The 13,722-nt window shown below is 68.5% G+C and carries 13 protein-coding genes; 5 read left to right on the top strand and 8 right to left on the bottom strand.

All coding sequences use genetic code 11. The features are described 5' to 3' along the window. The first annotated feature begins 90 nt into the window (after positions 1-90). The 3 genes from LPC10_RS15370 to LPC10_RS15360 all read left to right on the top strand — a co-directional run bounded on the left by LPC10_RS15370 (position 91) and on the right by LPC10_RS15360 (position 3,302). Entirely contained in the window at positions 91-306 is a 216-nt protein-coding gene (locus LPC10_RS15370) for a hypothetical protein (RefSeq protein ID WP_108940943.1), read from the top strand. Between the two features lie 194 nt (positions 307-500). Continuing rightward, positions 501-848: a hypothetical protein gene (locus tag LPC10_RS15365; protein ID WP_231343040.1), complete on the top strand. Its 348-nt coding sequence runs from the start codon at positions 501-503 to the stop codon at positions 846-848. 321 nt (positions 849-1,169) lie between these two features. After that, positions 1,170-3,302 (top strand): sodium-translocating pyrophosphatase, encoded by a 2,133-nt coding sequence (locus LPC10_RS15360; RefSeq protein ID WP_231343038.1) that lies wholly within the window; start codon positions 1,170-1,172, stop codon positions 3,300-3,302. A gap of 80 nt (positions 3,303-3,382) precedes the next feature. On the opposite strand, the gene LPC10_RS15355 is transcribed toward LPC10_RS15360, so the two are convergent. Together LPC10_RS15355 and LPC10_RS15350 are read right to left on the bottom strand one after the other, a co-directional pair. Next, positions 3,383-3,628 carry a hypothetical protein gene (locus LPC10_RS15355; protein ID WP_231343037.1) on the bottom strand — a complete coding sequence of 82 codons (246 nt, stop codon included), beginning with the start codon at positions 3,626-3,628 and terminating at the stop codon, positions 3,383-3,385. A gap of 433 nt (positions 3,629-4,061) precedes the next feature. Beyond that, on the bottom strand, positions 4,062-5,789 hold the full coding sequence (locus tag LPC10_RS15350; protein WP_231343033.1) for an adenylate/guanylate cyclase domain-containing protein: 1,728 nt from the start codon (positions 5,787-5,789) through the stop codon (positions 4,062-4,064). Between the two features lie 425 nt (positions 5,790-6,214). On the opposite strand from LPC10_RS15350, the gene LPC10_RS25590 reads away from it, so the two are divergent. Then, complete coding sequence (locus tag LPC10_RS25590) at positions 6,215-7,330, top strand: calcium-binding protein (protein WP_305080608.1); 1,116 nt, start codon at positions 6,215-6,217, stop codon at positions 7,328-7,330. A 168-nt stretch (positions 7,331-7,498) separates the two neighbouring features. Here the strand turns inward: LPC10_RS25590 and LPC10_RS15335 are convergent, their stop codons facing one another. The 6 genes from LPC10_RS15335 to LPC10_RS15310 form a co-directional block, all read right to left on the bottom strand. Continuing rightward, a complete protein-coding gene (locus tag LPC10_RS15335) occupies positions 7,499-8,008 on the bottom strand; it encodes a CYTH domain-containing protein (RefSeq protein ID WP_231343031.1) in 510 nt (169 codons plus the stop codon). A gap of 194 nt (positions 8,009-8,202) precedes the next feature. Beyond that, a complete protein-coding gene (locus tag LPC10_RS15330; protein WP_231343029.1) occupies positions 8,203-9,741 on the bottom strand; it encodes a CYTH and CHAD domain-containing protein in 1,539 nt (512 codons plus the stop codon). Positions 9,742-9,840: 99 nt separating this feature from the next. Next, the gene (locus LPC10_RS15325) at positions 9,841-11,175 is read right to left on the bottom strand and encodes a leucine-rich repeat-containing protein kinase family protein (RefSeq protein WP_231343027.1); all 1,335 of its coding nucleotides are present in this window, start codon (positions 11,173-11,175) and stop codon (positions 9,841-9,843) included. Positions 11,176-11,242: 67 nt separating this feature from the next. Next, positions 11,243-11,896, bottom strand: a complete 654-nt coding sequence (locus LPC10_RS15320; RefSeq protein WP_231343025.1) for a hypothetical protein — start codon at positions 11,894-11,896, stop codon at positions 11,243-11,245. Between the two features lie 124 nt (positions 11,897-12,020). After that, complete coding sequence (locus tag LPC10_RS15315) at positions 12,021-12,521, bottom strand: hypothetical protein (RefSeq protein WP_231343023.1); 501 nt, start codon at positions 12,519-12,521, stop codon at positions 12,021-12,023. A gap of 65 nt (positions 12,522-12,586) precedes the next feature. Next, the gene (locus LPC10_RS15310) at positions 12,587-13,336 is read right to left on the bottom strand and encodes a hypothetical protein (protein ID WP_231343022.1); all 750 of its coding nucleotides are present in this window, start codon (positions 13,334-13,336) and stop codon (positions 12,587-12,589) included. 50 nt (positions 13,337-13,386) lie between these two features. Here LPC10_RS15310 and LPC10_RS15305 point away from each other — a divergent pair, with 50 nt between their 5' ends. Next, positions 13,387-13,713 carry a hypothetical protein gene (locus tag LPC10_RS15305; RefSeq protein ID WP_231343019.1) on the top strand — a complete coding sequence of 109 codons (327 nt, stop codon included), beginning with the start codon at positions 13,387-13,389 and terminating at the stop codon, positions 13,711-13,713. The last annotated feature ends 9 nt before the right edge of the window (positions 13,714-13,722 follow it).

Below are 13,722 nucleotides of genomic sequence, written 5' to 3'. Positions count from 1 at the left end.
AAGCTTGTCAGTGCACCTCGGTGTCCGCAGGGTCTTCTCCCGTTCCGCCGCCGGGCCGTCCCGGCGGACCGACGTGTTTCGAGGACCCGCATGCGCCGCCTGAAGCTCTTCGCCGCCCTGGCGCTCGCCGGCGCCGCAACGGGCGCCTGCGCGCCCCATCCGATTGTGGCGCGCGACCCCGTGCCCGCCCCTTCCCCGGAAGAGGCCTATTCCTGCAGCTCGACGCCGCTGCCGCTGAACGCCTACAAGTCTGATTGCACGCCCGTGCTGCGTGAGCCGCGGACCGTCCTGCAATCGAAGGGCTGAGGCCACGTCCGATCGTCAACCGTCTTCGTCAACCTTTCCTTGTCACGTCCCGGGGTTTGATCGCAGCTTCGAGACGCCAGCCCGAGCCGGTCCGACTGCGCTGCGAGCGGCGCCGGCCCATTTCCAGTGTCGAGACGCTCTCATGCCGGGCGGCAAACGCTCGGCCTCAGAGACTCCAACGACGGAGCAAGTCCGTGGCCCGTGCCCGCCTCCTCCTTGCCGCCTCCCTCCTCGGGCTCGCCGCCCAGGGTGCCTATGCCCAGAACCTGCAGGATCGCCCCTATGGCGAGGCGCGGGGGCCGGTGGTGCATCAGGTCGATCCCGACAGCGGTCGCTTCCGTGGCCCGCCGATCAGCACCGAAGGCCAGGATCTGCGCGCCATCGGCGCCGTGCCAGTGCCGACCGTCATGAACGGCGGCGGTTTCGGCCCAACCGGCAACGACTACTACGGCAACATGCTGATCGCGACACCGCAGGGCCCGCGCCGGCCCTCGGACGGCTACGTCCTGGCGCCCGCCTACAAGTCTCCACCGCTGCGCTGAGACCCCGGCCCACATCCATCGCTTTCGTTGAAGGGCGCAGGTCAATCCTGCGCCCTTCGCCGTTTCTGACCACCTTCGCCGGGCGCGCGGTTCCAATCCGGCTTGCGCCGCAATAATTGCGGTGCAGCAATCGAAAACTTGTCATTATCTTGCATCTTGGCCGTTTAGGAAGGTTCTCAACGGCACGAGGCATTTGCGCTTAACGCCGAAGTTTGGCAATCAAGTTCAGGTTCTCCAGGGAGGGCACCTCAAACCGAGCAACGTCCGTCGGCCATCCCGGCCAAGCTCGGCACATCACAATCAAAATCCAAGGACGCACGCATGACCGCACTTTTGCTGATCATCGTGGGCGGGCTCTGCGCCGTTGCCTACGGTGTTGTGACGATCCGTGACGTGATGCGAAGTGATGCGGGCACGCAGCGCATGCAGGAGATCGCGGGCGCCATTGCCGAGGGGGCGCAGGCCTATCTGAGGCGCCAGTACGCCACGATCGGTATCGTCGGCGTCGTCCTTTTCGTCCTTCTGGCCTACTTCCTCGGCATCAAGGTCGCCATCGGCTTCCTGATCGGCGCCATTCTCTCGGGGGCGGCCGGCTTCATCGGCATGAACGTCTCGGTGCGCGCCAACGTCCGCACCGCGCAGGCGGCCACGCAGTCGCTCGGCGGCGGCTTGGAGGTCGCCTTCAAGTCCGGCGCGGTCACCGGCATGCTGGTGGCGGGCCTCGCGCTGCTGGGCGTGGCTCTCTACTACCTGTTCCTCACCCGTGGCGCCGGATTGGCGCCGGGCAGTCGCGAGGTCATCGACGCCCTGGTGGCGCTCGGCTTCGGCGCCTCGCTGATCTCGATCTTCGCCCGTCTCGGCGGCGGCATCTTCACCAAAGGCGCCGATGTCGGCGGCGACCTCGTCGGCAAGGTCGAGGCCGGCATTCCCGAGGACGATCCGCGCAACCCCGCCACCATCGCCGACAATGTCGGCGACAATGTCGGCGACTGCGCCGGCATGGCCGCGGACCTGTTCGAGACCTACGCGGTGACGGTGGTCGCCACCATGGTGCTGGCCGCGATCTTCTTCGCGGGCAACGCCGCCGTGCTGGAGGCGATGATGCTCTATCCGCTGGCGATCGGCGCGGCCTGCATCGTCACCTCGATCATCGGCACCTACGCGGTCAAGCTCGGGGCCAACCAATCGATCATGGGGGCGCTCTACAAGGGTCTGATCGCGGCGGGCGTGCTGTCGATCGTGGCCATCGCCGGCGTCAACCTCGCCCTGTTCGGCGGCTTCTCGACCACCTTCACGACGAATACCGGCCTGACCTTCACCTCGGGGGCGCTGTTCGGCTGCGCGGTGCTCGGCCTTCTCATCACCGCGCTGATCGTCGTCATCACCGAGTACTATACCGGCACGAACTTCCGCCCGGTGAAGTCGATCGCCACGGCCTCCGTCACCGGCCACGGCACCAACGTGATCCAGGGGCTGGCGATCTCGCTCGAATCGACTGCGCTGCCGGCCCTCGTCATCGTGGCGGGCATCATCGCTACCTACGCGCTGGCCGGCTTGTTCGGCATCGCCATCGCCGTCACGGCGATGCTGGCGCTGGCCGGTTTCATCGTGGCGCTCGACGCCTTCGGCCCCGTCACCGACAACGCGGGCGGCATCGCCGAGATGGCGGGTCTGCCCCCGGATGTCCGCAAAGCGACCGACGCGCTCGATGCGGTCGGCAACACCACGAAGGCCGTCACCAAGGGCTACGCCATCGGTTCGGCCGGACTCGGCGCCCTGGTGCTGTTCGCCGCCTATACCTCGGACCTGAACTACTTCATCGCCAATGCGAGCCCGACGCAGTACCGTTTCTTCCAAGGCGTCTCCGTCGATTTCTCGCTCTCCAATCCCTACGTCGTGGTCGGCCTTCTGCTCGGCGGCCTGATCCCGTTCCTGTTCGCCGGCATCGCCATGACGGCGGTGGGCCGCGCCGCCGGCGCGGTGGTGGAGGAGGTGCGGCGGCAGTTCCGGGAAAAACCCGGCATCATGCAGGGCACTGACCGGCCCGATTACGGCCGCGCCGTCGACATGCTGACCCGCGCTGCGATCAAGGAGATGATCATCCCCTCGCTGCTGCCGGTGCTGACGCCGATCGTGCTGTTCTTTGTGATCCAGCCGATCGCGGGCAAGTCTCAGGCGTTCGCCACCGTCGGCGCCTCGCTGCTGGGCGTGATCCTCACGGGCCTCTACGTCGCGATCTCGATGACCTCGGGCGGCGGCGCCTGGGACAACGCCAAGAAGTACATCGAGGACGGGCATCACGGCGGCAAGGGCTCGGACGCGCACAAGGCGGCCGTGACCGGCGACACCGTCGGCGATCCCTACAAGGATACAGCCGGACCGGCCGTGAACCCGGCGATCAAGATCACCAACATCATCGCGCTGCTCCTGCTCGCCGTGCTCGCGCACGCCTGAGCCGGATCGTCCACAAAGAAGAACCCGCCGCGGTCACCCGCGGCGGGTTCTTCTTTTTCAGGATCGAGGGTTCGATCGACTTAGTCGCAGCTTTCCTTGGTGACCGTCTTGCGGTCGCCCATGTCGTTCTCTTTGGTCACCGACTTGGTGGAGCAGCCGGTCGTTGTGCTGTCGCGCCGCTCGACGGTGGTCGAGGAGGTGGTGGCGGGGCGGTCCACCACGACCCGGTCCGGGCCGTCGCGCTCGATCACGGTGGTCTGGGCGGAGGCGCCCGAGACGCCGGCAAGCGTCAGGACGGCAGCAGCAGCGAGAAGGGATTTGCGCATGAAAATGCTCCGTATCGGACAAATCTGCGCGACTAACGGCGACCGAACCTGAACCGTTCCAGCGAATTTCGCGTCGCAAACGAAGTCATGCTTCGGTCGATCGAAGATGTGCAGTGCTTGGTTGCAATGCCTGCCGCCGTCTGAACCTTCGCGCGCGGGTTTGGCTCGCGGCTGTAGGCGAGGTCGAACACAGTTCAAGCGCTCTTCCGACCGGACCGCACTGCCTGCCCGGCGAGCGCCCGAACCCCGTTCTCCGCATATCCGCAGGCTCCCCCTCTCCTCGCTTTCGAGGAGTAAGAGGTCGCGGCGTGATCAGCACCGAACCCGTCATGCCAAATCCGGTTGATCCCTTCGGGATGGCGGATTCGGCCGTCGCTCAAGCGCCGCGTGGGCTTGCCGATCCGATCCCCGCTTTGATCAAGCGGAGACCGGATCAGCCGTCCTGAAGCGCGGCCGGAGCGTCGGCTCCGATCAGGCGCGCCCGCAGCGGCTGAGCCCGCCCCGTCAGCGTCAATTCCTGAAGCGGCCCGGCGGGCAGCCCAGCAGCCTCGTAGACGGCCTCCGAAACGATCGCGATCTGTCGCATCGGCCCGGTCAGACCCTCCAGCCGGGCGGCGACATTGACCGTGTCACCGAGCACCGTGAAGCGGGATTCGGTCTCGTCCCCGAGTTCGCCGACGATGGCCAAGCCGGCATGCAGGCCGACGCCGTAGCGCAGGCGCTCGCCGAGATCGGCGGCAAGCATGCGGTTGAGCTGTTCCACGTGTGCCGCGATGCCATCGACCGCCCGCAGGGCGTCGCGGGCGGCGCGCTTCGGGTCGCGATCGAGACCGAAGATCGCCATCAGCCCGTCGCCGAGATGCTGGTTGACCGATCCGCCCGCCTCGCGCACCGCACGGCCGACTGCGCCGAGGAAGCGGCCGATGACGAAGACGGTGTCGTAGGGCAGGTGCTCCTCGGCGAACCGGGTCGAGCCGCGCAGATCGGCGAACAGCACGACGACGAAGCGCTCCTCGCCGGTCGCGGCTCGCTCCGCGTCGGGCACGGCGGTCACGCGGGCCTGCGGCGTGAACAGCGGCGCGACGATCAAGTCGGCCGTTGGCCGGAGCTGGCAGGCGAGCCGGATGCCGGGGCTGGCGCCGATGCGCTCCAAGACGAGGCGCTCCGTCCGTTCCGGCTCCGGCAGGTTGCGGTGGCGCTCCGGATCGACCACGCGGATGCGGCAGGTCGAACAGCGGCCCCGCCCGCCGCACACGCTCGCATGCGGGATGCGGCCGCGCCGGCTCGCTTCGAGAACGCTGCTGCCCCGCGGCACGCGGACGGTGCGCCCGTCGGGATAGCCGATGCGCACGAAGCCGCCGCGCGTCTCGGCCAAGGTGCGGGCACCGCGCGCCAGCACGACGAGCCCAAGTGCCGCGAGGTAGGCCGAGAAGAGGCCGCGGCGAACCGCGCCCAGCCGCTCGCTCTGCGCCTTCAAGCCGAAATGGTTCGGCCCGAGTTCCTGTGCGCGCCACGCGGGATCGGCGGCGAGCAACGCCACGTTGCGCCCGCCCTGGACCACACCGAGGAGCGCCAGGGTCGGCACCAGCACCGCGCCCGCGAGCAGCCAGGGCGCCGCGCGGAAAAATCCGCGTTTGAGCCGGAGCCAGAAATAGAGGCCGAAGCAGCCGTGCAGCCACGCCACGACGAGGCCGGCCGCCTGCAGCAGGCCTTGGCCCGGCGCGGCGACCCAGGTGGCGTAGAGAATCTGGGGATAACCTCTGTCGAGCTCCTCCAGGCTCCAGGCGAGACGGGTGCCGACGACGTGGCTGAGAAGCAGCAGCGGCACGGCGAGGCCGAGCAGGAGCTGCGCAGTCTCGGCCGGCCGTACCCGGTAGAAGCGCCGCTCGTAGAAGGCGTAGAGCCCCAGAGCGAGATGCGTGAGAAGAGCGCCGTAAAGGAGCACGAGGGCGGGCGGCGTGCGCCAGAGCGCGGCCTTCACCGTCAGCCCGGTCTCCAATGCGCCGAGGGAGATGTTGCCCAAGGCGTGGACGAGCAGATGCGTGAGCACGTAGGCGAACAGCACGAGGCCGCTGCCGAGACGAAGCTGCCGCAGGGTCGGACGGGCGAGCCAGGGCAGACCGAAGCGGCGGCCAAAACCCGGACGCGCCGCCTGCCCCACCGCCCCCGCTCCCTGGTTTGAACGACGTCTCCAATGACCCTCATAGCGCGGTGCGAGGCAACGACGAAGTCGTCGGCAGCGAACAAGAGCGCGAAGGTTCGTCTCATGGTGGGCATCGTGCATTGCCGTGACATCCGGGCGAGACCGAGGACCCGCCTGAGCTCCGGCAGAGTGGCCGGCGAGCCTATCCGAGGCCCCTTTGAACTCGTGCTTGACGTCGCGCAGACTTGGACATCCATTCGATGCAAGGGCGATTCGATTTCGATTATTGGACTTGCCTAAATATGCTTCCGCCTGAGTTCTTGTGATTCGGCGATATCGAAAGTCGTGATTTGATATTAGTCTAACTCCGAAGCGTGCCTGCGAGAGCTCGGGCTGAGCGGTAGAATCCTCGAATTCGAAACTCTGCACTGAAAGCGCAAGCCATGCCGACGGCCAACGGAACGAATCAGGCCGATACCTTGCTGGGCACGGATGATGACGACGTCATTGACGGGCGTGGCGGCAACGACAGCCTGATCGGCGGGGCTGGGCGTGACACCCTGTACGGAGGATCCGGCGATGATCGCATCGACGGCGGCGATGGCGCCGATGTCCTGTGGGGCGGCAGCGGGCGCGATACGCTGATCGGCGGCAGCGGCGACCTCCTCTACGGGGAGAGCGGCGACGACGATTTCGTCCTGCTGCCACCCCAGCCGGGAGTTCCCTTGAACAGGACCGAAGCGTTCGGCGGATCGGGCGATGACAGCTTCACGGGTTCGGGGTCCTACAACTTCCGACTGACCCTCCACGGCGATGCCGGTCGCGACAGCTTCACCTTCGACTTCCTTCAGGCGAGCCACCTGGAGGGGGGCGATGGGCGCGACACGTTCGACATCAACACGATGTCCAGCGGCACGCTGTCGGGCGACGATGGCAACGACAGCATCCGGATTGGAAGTGCTCTGGGCACGATCCACGGCGGCAACGGCAACGATACGATCGCGATCGGCTCCGCCAAATCCACCACCTACGTCTATGGCGATGCCGGTAACGACGCCATTTCCGTCAATGTCGGGCGTGCCGTGGTCGATGGCGGCGAGGGCAACGATCACCTCACCGGCGGCTACGATCGCTACGTATCGAGCCAGTTCTACGGAGGAACCGGCAACGACGTCCTCACCAGCCGAGGGCATAACATTCTCGATGGTGGCGAGGGACGCGACACCCTGGAGAGCGGAGCCTACCAGAACGTGATGACCGGCGGTGCGGGCGCGGATCGCTTCGTCTACGGCGATCTCGTGCAACTGGACATGATGAGCGCCGACACCATCACCGACTTCTCGGTCGCGTCGAAGGACAAGCTGGACTTATCGGGATTGCTCACCAAAGTCGGCGCCTCGGCCGACTCCTTCGGCGACGGATGGCTGTCGCTCGCCCTTGTCGATGGATCGACGGAAATCCGTTTCGACAGCGATGGCGGCGCGGACAACTTCCAGACCCTCGTCGTTCTCCAAGGCGTCGATCTCATCGATCAGCAGAGCGCTGCATTGATCGTGTGAGGCGGTCTCCGGTTGATCCCCTCGAGTCTGCCTCATCTCCTCCTTCATCGCGAGGTGAAGCCGAAGTGATCCAGGGCGCGACATCGCCGGCATGGTCGCGCCCTGGATCGCCACGACTTCGCCTCGCGATGACGGAGGAGAGATCGAAGCAATCAGCCGGAAATCGCATCACAGCGGCAGGGCGAGCACCTGCTCCGGGGTCACACGGCGCCCCTCGTCACTGAAGCGGCGCAGCAGGGCCGATTGGCGGAAGCGCGGATCCCCCGTTACCTCCGTTCCGAGCCAGGGCGGGCGTTCGAAGGCCTGCCCCTCGTGCTCAAGCTCCACCTCGGCCAGGATCAATCCGGTCAGGGTCCCGCCGTAGACATCGACTTCCCAGACCAAGCCGGCATAGGGCACGCAGTGGCGCGTCTTCTCGATAAAGCAGGTCTCGCAGACGAGGCTCATCATCGATTCCGCGTCGGCGCGCGGGATCTCGTACTCGAATTCGGGTCGACCGAGGCCGACGCGCTCCCCCTTGACAGTCAGCCAAGCGCGGCCCTCGTCGAGCCGCACCCGCACCTTGTTCCCCGTCGCGAACTGTCCGATCAGACCATCCGTGAGGCGGCGGCGCGTGGTGACGCCGCCCTGCCAACCATCGTCGGCGACGAGGAATTTACGCTCGACCTCGAAACGCATTACCGCGAAAAACTTTGGCAGCGGAAACGTTCCGCCCCTTGGGCCCGACTCCGTTACGGCAGAGCTTGATTGCGGGCAATCAGGTTTCGCGCAGGTCGAGGCTGCAACCTGAGCGGAGTGGAAACCCGGTTCGCGCCATTGACAGGGGAGCCGGGTTCGCGTCGCGCCCGGCTCCGTTCGTGGCCGGCTTCGCCTCAGCGCCAGAACGGCTTGGTGTCGACGAGCTCTTCATGCGCCTCGGCCGCGGCCTCCAGCAGCATGCGGGAGCGCGCCTCGATATCGGCCGCGGTCATCCCGGCGGCGAACAGGGTCGAGGCGCCGGCGGGCTCGTCGGTGAGATCACGCATCAGCTCGTGGCCGGTGGCGATGTCGTTGAGCGCGCCGAGATGATCCTGCAGATCCGAGAGCGCCTTGCCGAAGGCGGAGTGGCGCTTGGCGGCCTTCTTGCCCGGAAAGAGCGCGGCGAAGAACTCGGCCCCGTAGCGCAGCTTCTTGGCGGCGATGCGCACCCGGTGACGCTCCTCGGGCTCGAGGTCGTCGAGGTGGCGCCCGCGCCGCTTCACCTGGCGCCGCCGCCGGTCGAGTTCGCGGGCGGCGAAGACGCGGGCCGGCTCCTCGCGTAGGGCGGTGCGGCCGGGTCTCTTCTCCCGCAGCCAGGGCCCGGCATTGATCCAGCCGACGAGGTCGAGCAGCAGCATCCGCCACGCGTCCGACTCGAGCAAAGCGGCGATGTCGCGATAGGCCTTGGCGCGCTCGTCCTCGAGCTGCCGCTCCAGGCCGAGCAGTCCGGTCTCGTCGGGATGCCGCTCGCGCTCGGCCGGCAGGATCGTGGCGAGGAAGACGTCGAGGTTGCGCGCCCGGCCGAGCGGTTCGGTGACCTCCTTCAACTCGGTCCGGATGCGCACGCCGAGGGGATCGTCCACGAGGTCGCCGAACAGGGAGAAGGCCGAGCGCAGGCGCCGGATTGCGACGCGCATCTGGTGCAGGGCGTCGGCGTCGCGGCCCCTGAGCAGGATGTCCTCGTTGATCCGCATCTGGCGCAGGCAAGCATGCGCTACGGAACGGAAGGCGTCGGCCGCGGTCATGTCCTCGCGCAGCGGCACGGGCTCGGCCTTGCGCACCTTGTCGAGCTTGCCCGTGGCCAGGGCGTAGCCGCGCTCGGCCTTGCTGCGCACGCCGATGCGGACCGGCACGAGATTGGCGATGGCCTGGGCGAGGGCGAACAGATCGCTCGCCGTCCCGTCCTTGAGTTCGAGTTCGACTTCGCAGATCGGCACGATGCGGTCGCCCGCGGCCGGCGCCTCGATCCGGCCGGTGTCGAGGGCGACCTCGATGCGCGACCCGCCCTGCTCGACGAGATAGGTCCGCCGGGTCACGCGCGTGATGAAGAGCGGCTCCAGCGCGGCGTCGGCCGCGACGTGGCGCGCGAACGGCGTGTCGGCCAGCGCCGCCCGGTCGGGTTCGGAGCGCTCCACCGGATGCTCCCATTCCGGCCGGTCGAACAGCCCGTCACCTTCGGCCTTCAGGGTCTGGACGAAGCGGCCACCGCTCTCGCGCACCCGCAGGCCGAGCTTGGCCGCGAGCAAAAGCCGGTCGGACGTGTCGAAGTACACGGAAGCGAGCTCCGCTTCCCCCTGCTCCGCCGCATCCCGCAGGAGCGGATGATCCTGCAGGGTGGCGAGGTCGGAGGGCTCACATTCCAGCTTCAGCTCGATCTCGCGCGGGTCGCTCATGCGGTTTCGTCCTGCTCCTCGTGAAGGTTGTGGCGGCGATACGCGTGCATCTTGCCGCATCGTTCGGGACAGACACAATGCGTCTGAGTGCGTCATGGATCACGCAGGAGCGTGACGATCCGGCGACAGAAGCGCGGAAAGTGTCTCCACGACCTCCGTCATCGTGGGCCGCGCACGCATATCAGCCTGGCAGCAGGCCCGCTCCAGCGCCCGCAGCGCGGCGATGTCCAAGGGTTCCTCCGCGCAGCGGTCGAGCAGTTCGCCGAGCAGCAGGCCCCAGGCGCGGCTCTCGACGCGCTGCCAGGGAAGGCCGGCCTCGCCGTGCGGCAGCCGGGAGGCGGCGCCGAAATCGCTCAGAACCGCCTCGCCCGCGCATCCATCCCAGAGGGTGTTGTGCGCGTAGAGATCGCCGTGCAGCACGCCCCGGCCGTGCAGATGGGCCGCCGCTCGGGCGATTCCGGCCGCGATCCGGAGCGCCGTCACCGACGGCAGGGCGAGACCGGGCGCGTAGACGTCCCGGCTGCAGCTCTCCAGGCTCGGCGGCCCGGCCAGGACCTGCCAGCTCTCCGGGATCAGCGGCATCAGCAGCCCCTGCTCGCCCTCCGGATGCCCCTCGATTCGGCCGAGGGCGCCGGTGAGATGGGGATGCCGGCCGGCGGCGAGGCAGGCGTCCATCTCGCGCTCGGGCAGCCCGTCGCTGGTCATCCGGCCCTTGAACAGCTTGACCGCGACGGCTTGCACCCCGCCGGCGGTCCGCCACGACGCCCGGTGAATTCGTCCCGAGGCACCCTCGCCGAGGCGCGGGCCGAGATCGAGCGCGCCCCACGGTACGCCCGGCACAGGCGACGGCGTGGCCGCGCCGTCGAGGGGATTGCCGGCCCAGGCGATCCAGGCGAGGCGCGGCAGGCCTGTGAGCCAGGCGGGCAAGGCCTCGAAGCGATTGGCGGAGAGGCGCAGCAATTCGAGGTTCGGTGCGCCTTCGAGCGAGGCTGGCAGGGTCCGCAGGCGATTTCCCGCCAGCATCAGCTTCTGCAGGTGCGGGCGTTTGCCGATCGCGTCGGGCAGGTGCTCGATCCGGTTGTCGGTCAAGGTGAGCCAGCGCAGGGCCGGCGGCAGCGCCTCGGCCGGCACTTCGCGCAAGCCGGTGGCGCGAAAGCCGATCTGGCTCAGGGCCGGGCAATCCCCGAGAGCGGGCGGGAGCCGCTCGAAGCGGTTGCCCGAGCCGAACAGGACGCGCAGCCGCTTGAGCCGGCCGATGTCGTCGGGGAGTTTCGTGAGGCCGCCGCCGCTGAGATCGAGCACCTCCAGGGTTTCGGCAAGGCCGAAGATCTCGGGCGGGAATTCGCTCGCTTCTCCGGCAAGCCGCAGCACCCTGGCCCCGGCGAGGTCGCCGCGGCGAAGGGCGTGCAGCGTGGGAGTCGGTGGGGCGTCCATGGGGTCTCGCGTCGTTTCCGCCGGGGATGGCGGCCGGGCGCCCGGCCGTCCACCGCTTCAGCGGGGATCATCCAACTGACGGCCGGTCGCCGCGAAGCGCGTGCAGCTCGGCGGCGAGGTTGGCGCGGGCCGACGTCTCGAGGCGATCGCGGAAGGGGTCGGTCTGGTAGAGGCGCGGTCGGGCGAGAAAGCGGTCGAGCACGGCTGCCCGGCCGATGCACCACGCCGCGTCGGGAACTGCGGCATACTCGCATCGGATCGCCGCGGCATAGGCTTCGTAGTCCGGGCGGGCGGCACCCAGCACCGCAAGGTCGAGATCCAGCATCAGTCGCGTCGCCGGATCGGCACTCGGCGCGTGCGCGGCAGTGGCCCGGATCATCGCCTCCGCTGCCCGGATCGGGCCCAATTCCGCTTGCGGCCCGGCCTGGATGCGCAGCAGGTCGGCGCTGCGCGCTTCGTTGTCGGTGCGGGCCGTGTCGTAGACCACATCGTGGAAGACGACCGCGAGGTCGATGGCATCGTGATCCAGTTCAGCGAAGTCCGGCAGGGTCCGCGCCGCGTCGTGCCGTTCAAGCAGGTCCGCGATGTGACGCCAGCCGTGATAGTGGCGCGCAGTCTCGCCATACCCGGCATCGAGCGCCCGCCACGCCGCCTCCGCGCTGGCCGCTCCGGCCGTCCGTGCCCAAAGATCGTCGAAGCGCTGTCGCAGGCGGTCGTCCATAGCGGGCCTCAGTTCACGCGGTGACAGGTCGAGATGGCCTCGGCGTTGCCGCGCAAGCCGTAGGCGCCCGAACGAAGAGCCGGCCCGGCCGCCGCGCCGCACAAGGCGGGCGCAGCCTTCAGCGTCACAGGTTCTTCTCCAGCACCTTCACCACCGCCTCTACCCGATCCTTGAAATCGGCGACGTTCGAGAACGGTCGCCAGTTCACGTCGAGGACGCCGCCGTCGAACTTCAGGCCGTTCGGGTAATTCGAGGCCGGCGCCGTCTTCTCGTCGAAGCGGATTCGAATCGACTTGAGCTTCGCCTGCAGCGCATCGCGGCCCATCTTGTCCTTGCCGACCTCCTTCAGACCGGCGGCGATCGGCTCGAAGATCGTCTTCTCGAAATAGCCTTCGTCCGAATAGTATTTCGCGTCGCCCGGCAGGGTGATCTGGTCCCACGCCACCTCGACCGGCACGGGAAAGCCGGCGGCCTCCTGGATCGCCTTCTCCTGCGCCGGGTAGCGGCTCTCGCGATAGGCGGCGATGGCCCGGCGCTCGGCGAGCCCGATCGTCGGTTCGGCCCAGGCTGCGGAGGCGCAGAGCAGGGTCGCGGCGGCGGCGAGAGCGTTGCGGCGTGAGATCATGCGGCGGTTTCTCCTCGATGGGCGGCCCGCATCGCGGGCGCGGGGGGTGAAGGGCGGGGGCGCCGTCACGGCGTCGGCAGGCATCGCACCGGACCGTCGGCCTCGACGGCGAGGCTGCCGCTCCAGACGAGCCGCACCGGGAAGGAGACGATACTCGGGGTATACTTGGGGGCCTTCCCGGCCCGGTAGGCCTGCGCGCAGGCCTTGGCCGGCACCGGCAGGGTAGTGACGGGGGCCGGGATCTTTTCCTCGCGCACGATCCGCGCCCAGCAGGCCGCACCCTCTTGCGGGATCGAGCAGGCGCCCTGCACACCGCGGCGGAAGCCGAGCCGCAGCGTCGGACCCTCGGCCGCGAAGCGGTCGATGCCGTCGTAGGTCGTCGTGTCGGTGAACAGCCTGCGGCCGGTCCCGGCATCGATCACCGCGAAGGGCATCGTGCCGTTGGTGCTCGCATCCTCGAACACGAGGAACTCGTCCGCCCGCCCGATGAAGCGCTGGGCGCCGGTTTCCAGCCTGCGCGCGTTGACGCCGGGGGCGGCGCGACAGTCCACGGGCGGACCGCCACGGATCGGAATGAGCGCCGCATCCCCGGGCTCGGGGGTGTCGGTGTCGCTCTCGCGGACGACGAGATCGGGATAGCGGGTACAGGTGATCTGTCGGCCCTCCGCATCCGTGGCCGTCTCGACCTTCACCGGCGGATCGAAGCGCGCCGCGTTCCAGCCTTCGGCGACGGCCGGGGCCGCGGCGAACGACGCGACGAGAACAGCGGCGAGAGTGGTGCGGGCGGGAAGCGGCTGGGCGCGTCTGAGTCTCACGTCGAATCCCTGCTAAGCGGAGGCGCAACCCTCGCTGGATGAATGGGACGATGCTCCGATCGTGGACCGCCGCCGTGCTCTTCGCAGGGCTGACCCTCGCGAACCTGCCAGCCTCGGTACGAGCCGAACCGGCGATCTCGCCCGAGGCCCGGAAGAGCCTGCCCGCCGACATCGTCGCCTATCTGGACCGGCGGAGGGAGTGCAACCACTGGTCCGGAGAGGACGCCTACGATGCGGCCCGCGGTCGGCAGATCGCCGCCGCCGTCAAGAGATTGCGCTGCGACGACATCGAGGCGGACGAGACGCGGCTGCGGCAGCGATACGGCCGCGATCCGGCGGTGCGGCGGGCGCTCGATGCGGCCGCGCATGCGGACTAATCCGGCCGG

It is taken from the genome of Methylorubrum sp. B1-46 (assembly GCF_021117295.1).
In the GTDB taxonomy this organism is placed as follows: Bacteria; Pseudomonadota; Alphaproteobacteria; order Rhizobiales; family Beijerinckiaceae; genus Methylobacterium.
Note: the sequence above shows the minus strand (reverse complement) of the source record. Positions and strands in the feature narration are given on the sequence as shown.

Excerpts from the sequence above, each read along its gene's own strand:
- LPC10_RS15370 (WP_108940943.1), top strand. The coding sequence starts at position 91 with ATGCGCCGCCTGAAGCTCTTCGCCGCCCTGGCGCTCGCCGGCGCCGCA.
- LPC10_RS15360 (WP_231343038.1), top strand. The coding sequence starts at position 1,170 with ATGACCGCACTTTTGCTGATCATCGTGGGCGGGCTCTGCGCCGTTGCC.
- LPC10_RS15355 (WP_231343037.1), bottom strand. The coding sequence starts at position 3,628 with ATGCGCAAATCCCTTCTCGCTGCTGCTGCCGTCCTGACGCTTGCCGGC.
- LPC10_RS25590 (WP_305080608.1), top strand. The coding sequence starts at position 6,215 with ATGCCGACGGCCAACGGAACGAATCAGGCCGATACCTTGCTGGGCACG.
- LPC10_RS15335 (WP_231343031.1), bottom strand. The coding sequence starts at position 8,008 with ATGCGTTTCGAGGTCGAGCGTAAATTCCTCGTCGCCGACGATGGTTGG.
- LPC10_RS15330 (WP_231343029.1), bottom strand. The coding sequence starts at position 9,741 with ATGAGCGACCCGCGCGAGATCGAGCTGAAGCTGGAATGTGAGCCCTCC.
- LPC10_RS15325 (WP_231343027.1), bottom strand. The coding sequence starts at position 11,175 with ATGGACGCCCCACCGACTCCCACGCTGCACGCCCTTCGCCGCGGCGAC.
- LPC10_RS15320 (WP_231343025.1), bottom strand. The coding sequence starts at position 11,896 with ATGGACGACCGCCTGCGACAGCGCTTCGACGATCTTTGGGCACGGACG.
- LPC10_RS15315 (WP_231343023.1), bottom strand. The coding sequence starts at position 12,521 with ATGATCTCACGCCGCAACGCTCTCGCCGCCGCCGCGACCCTGCTCTGC.
- LPC10_RS15305 (WP_231343019.1), top strand. The coding sequence starts at position 13,387 with ATGCTCCGATCGTGGACCGCCGCCGTGCTCTTCGCAGGGCTGACCCTC.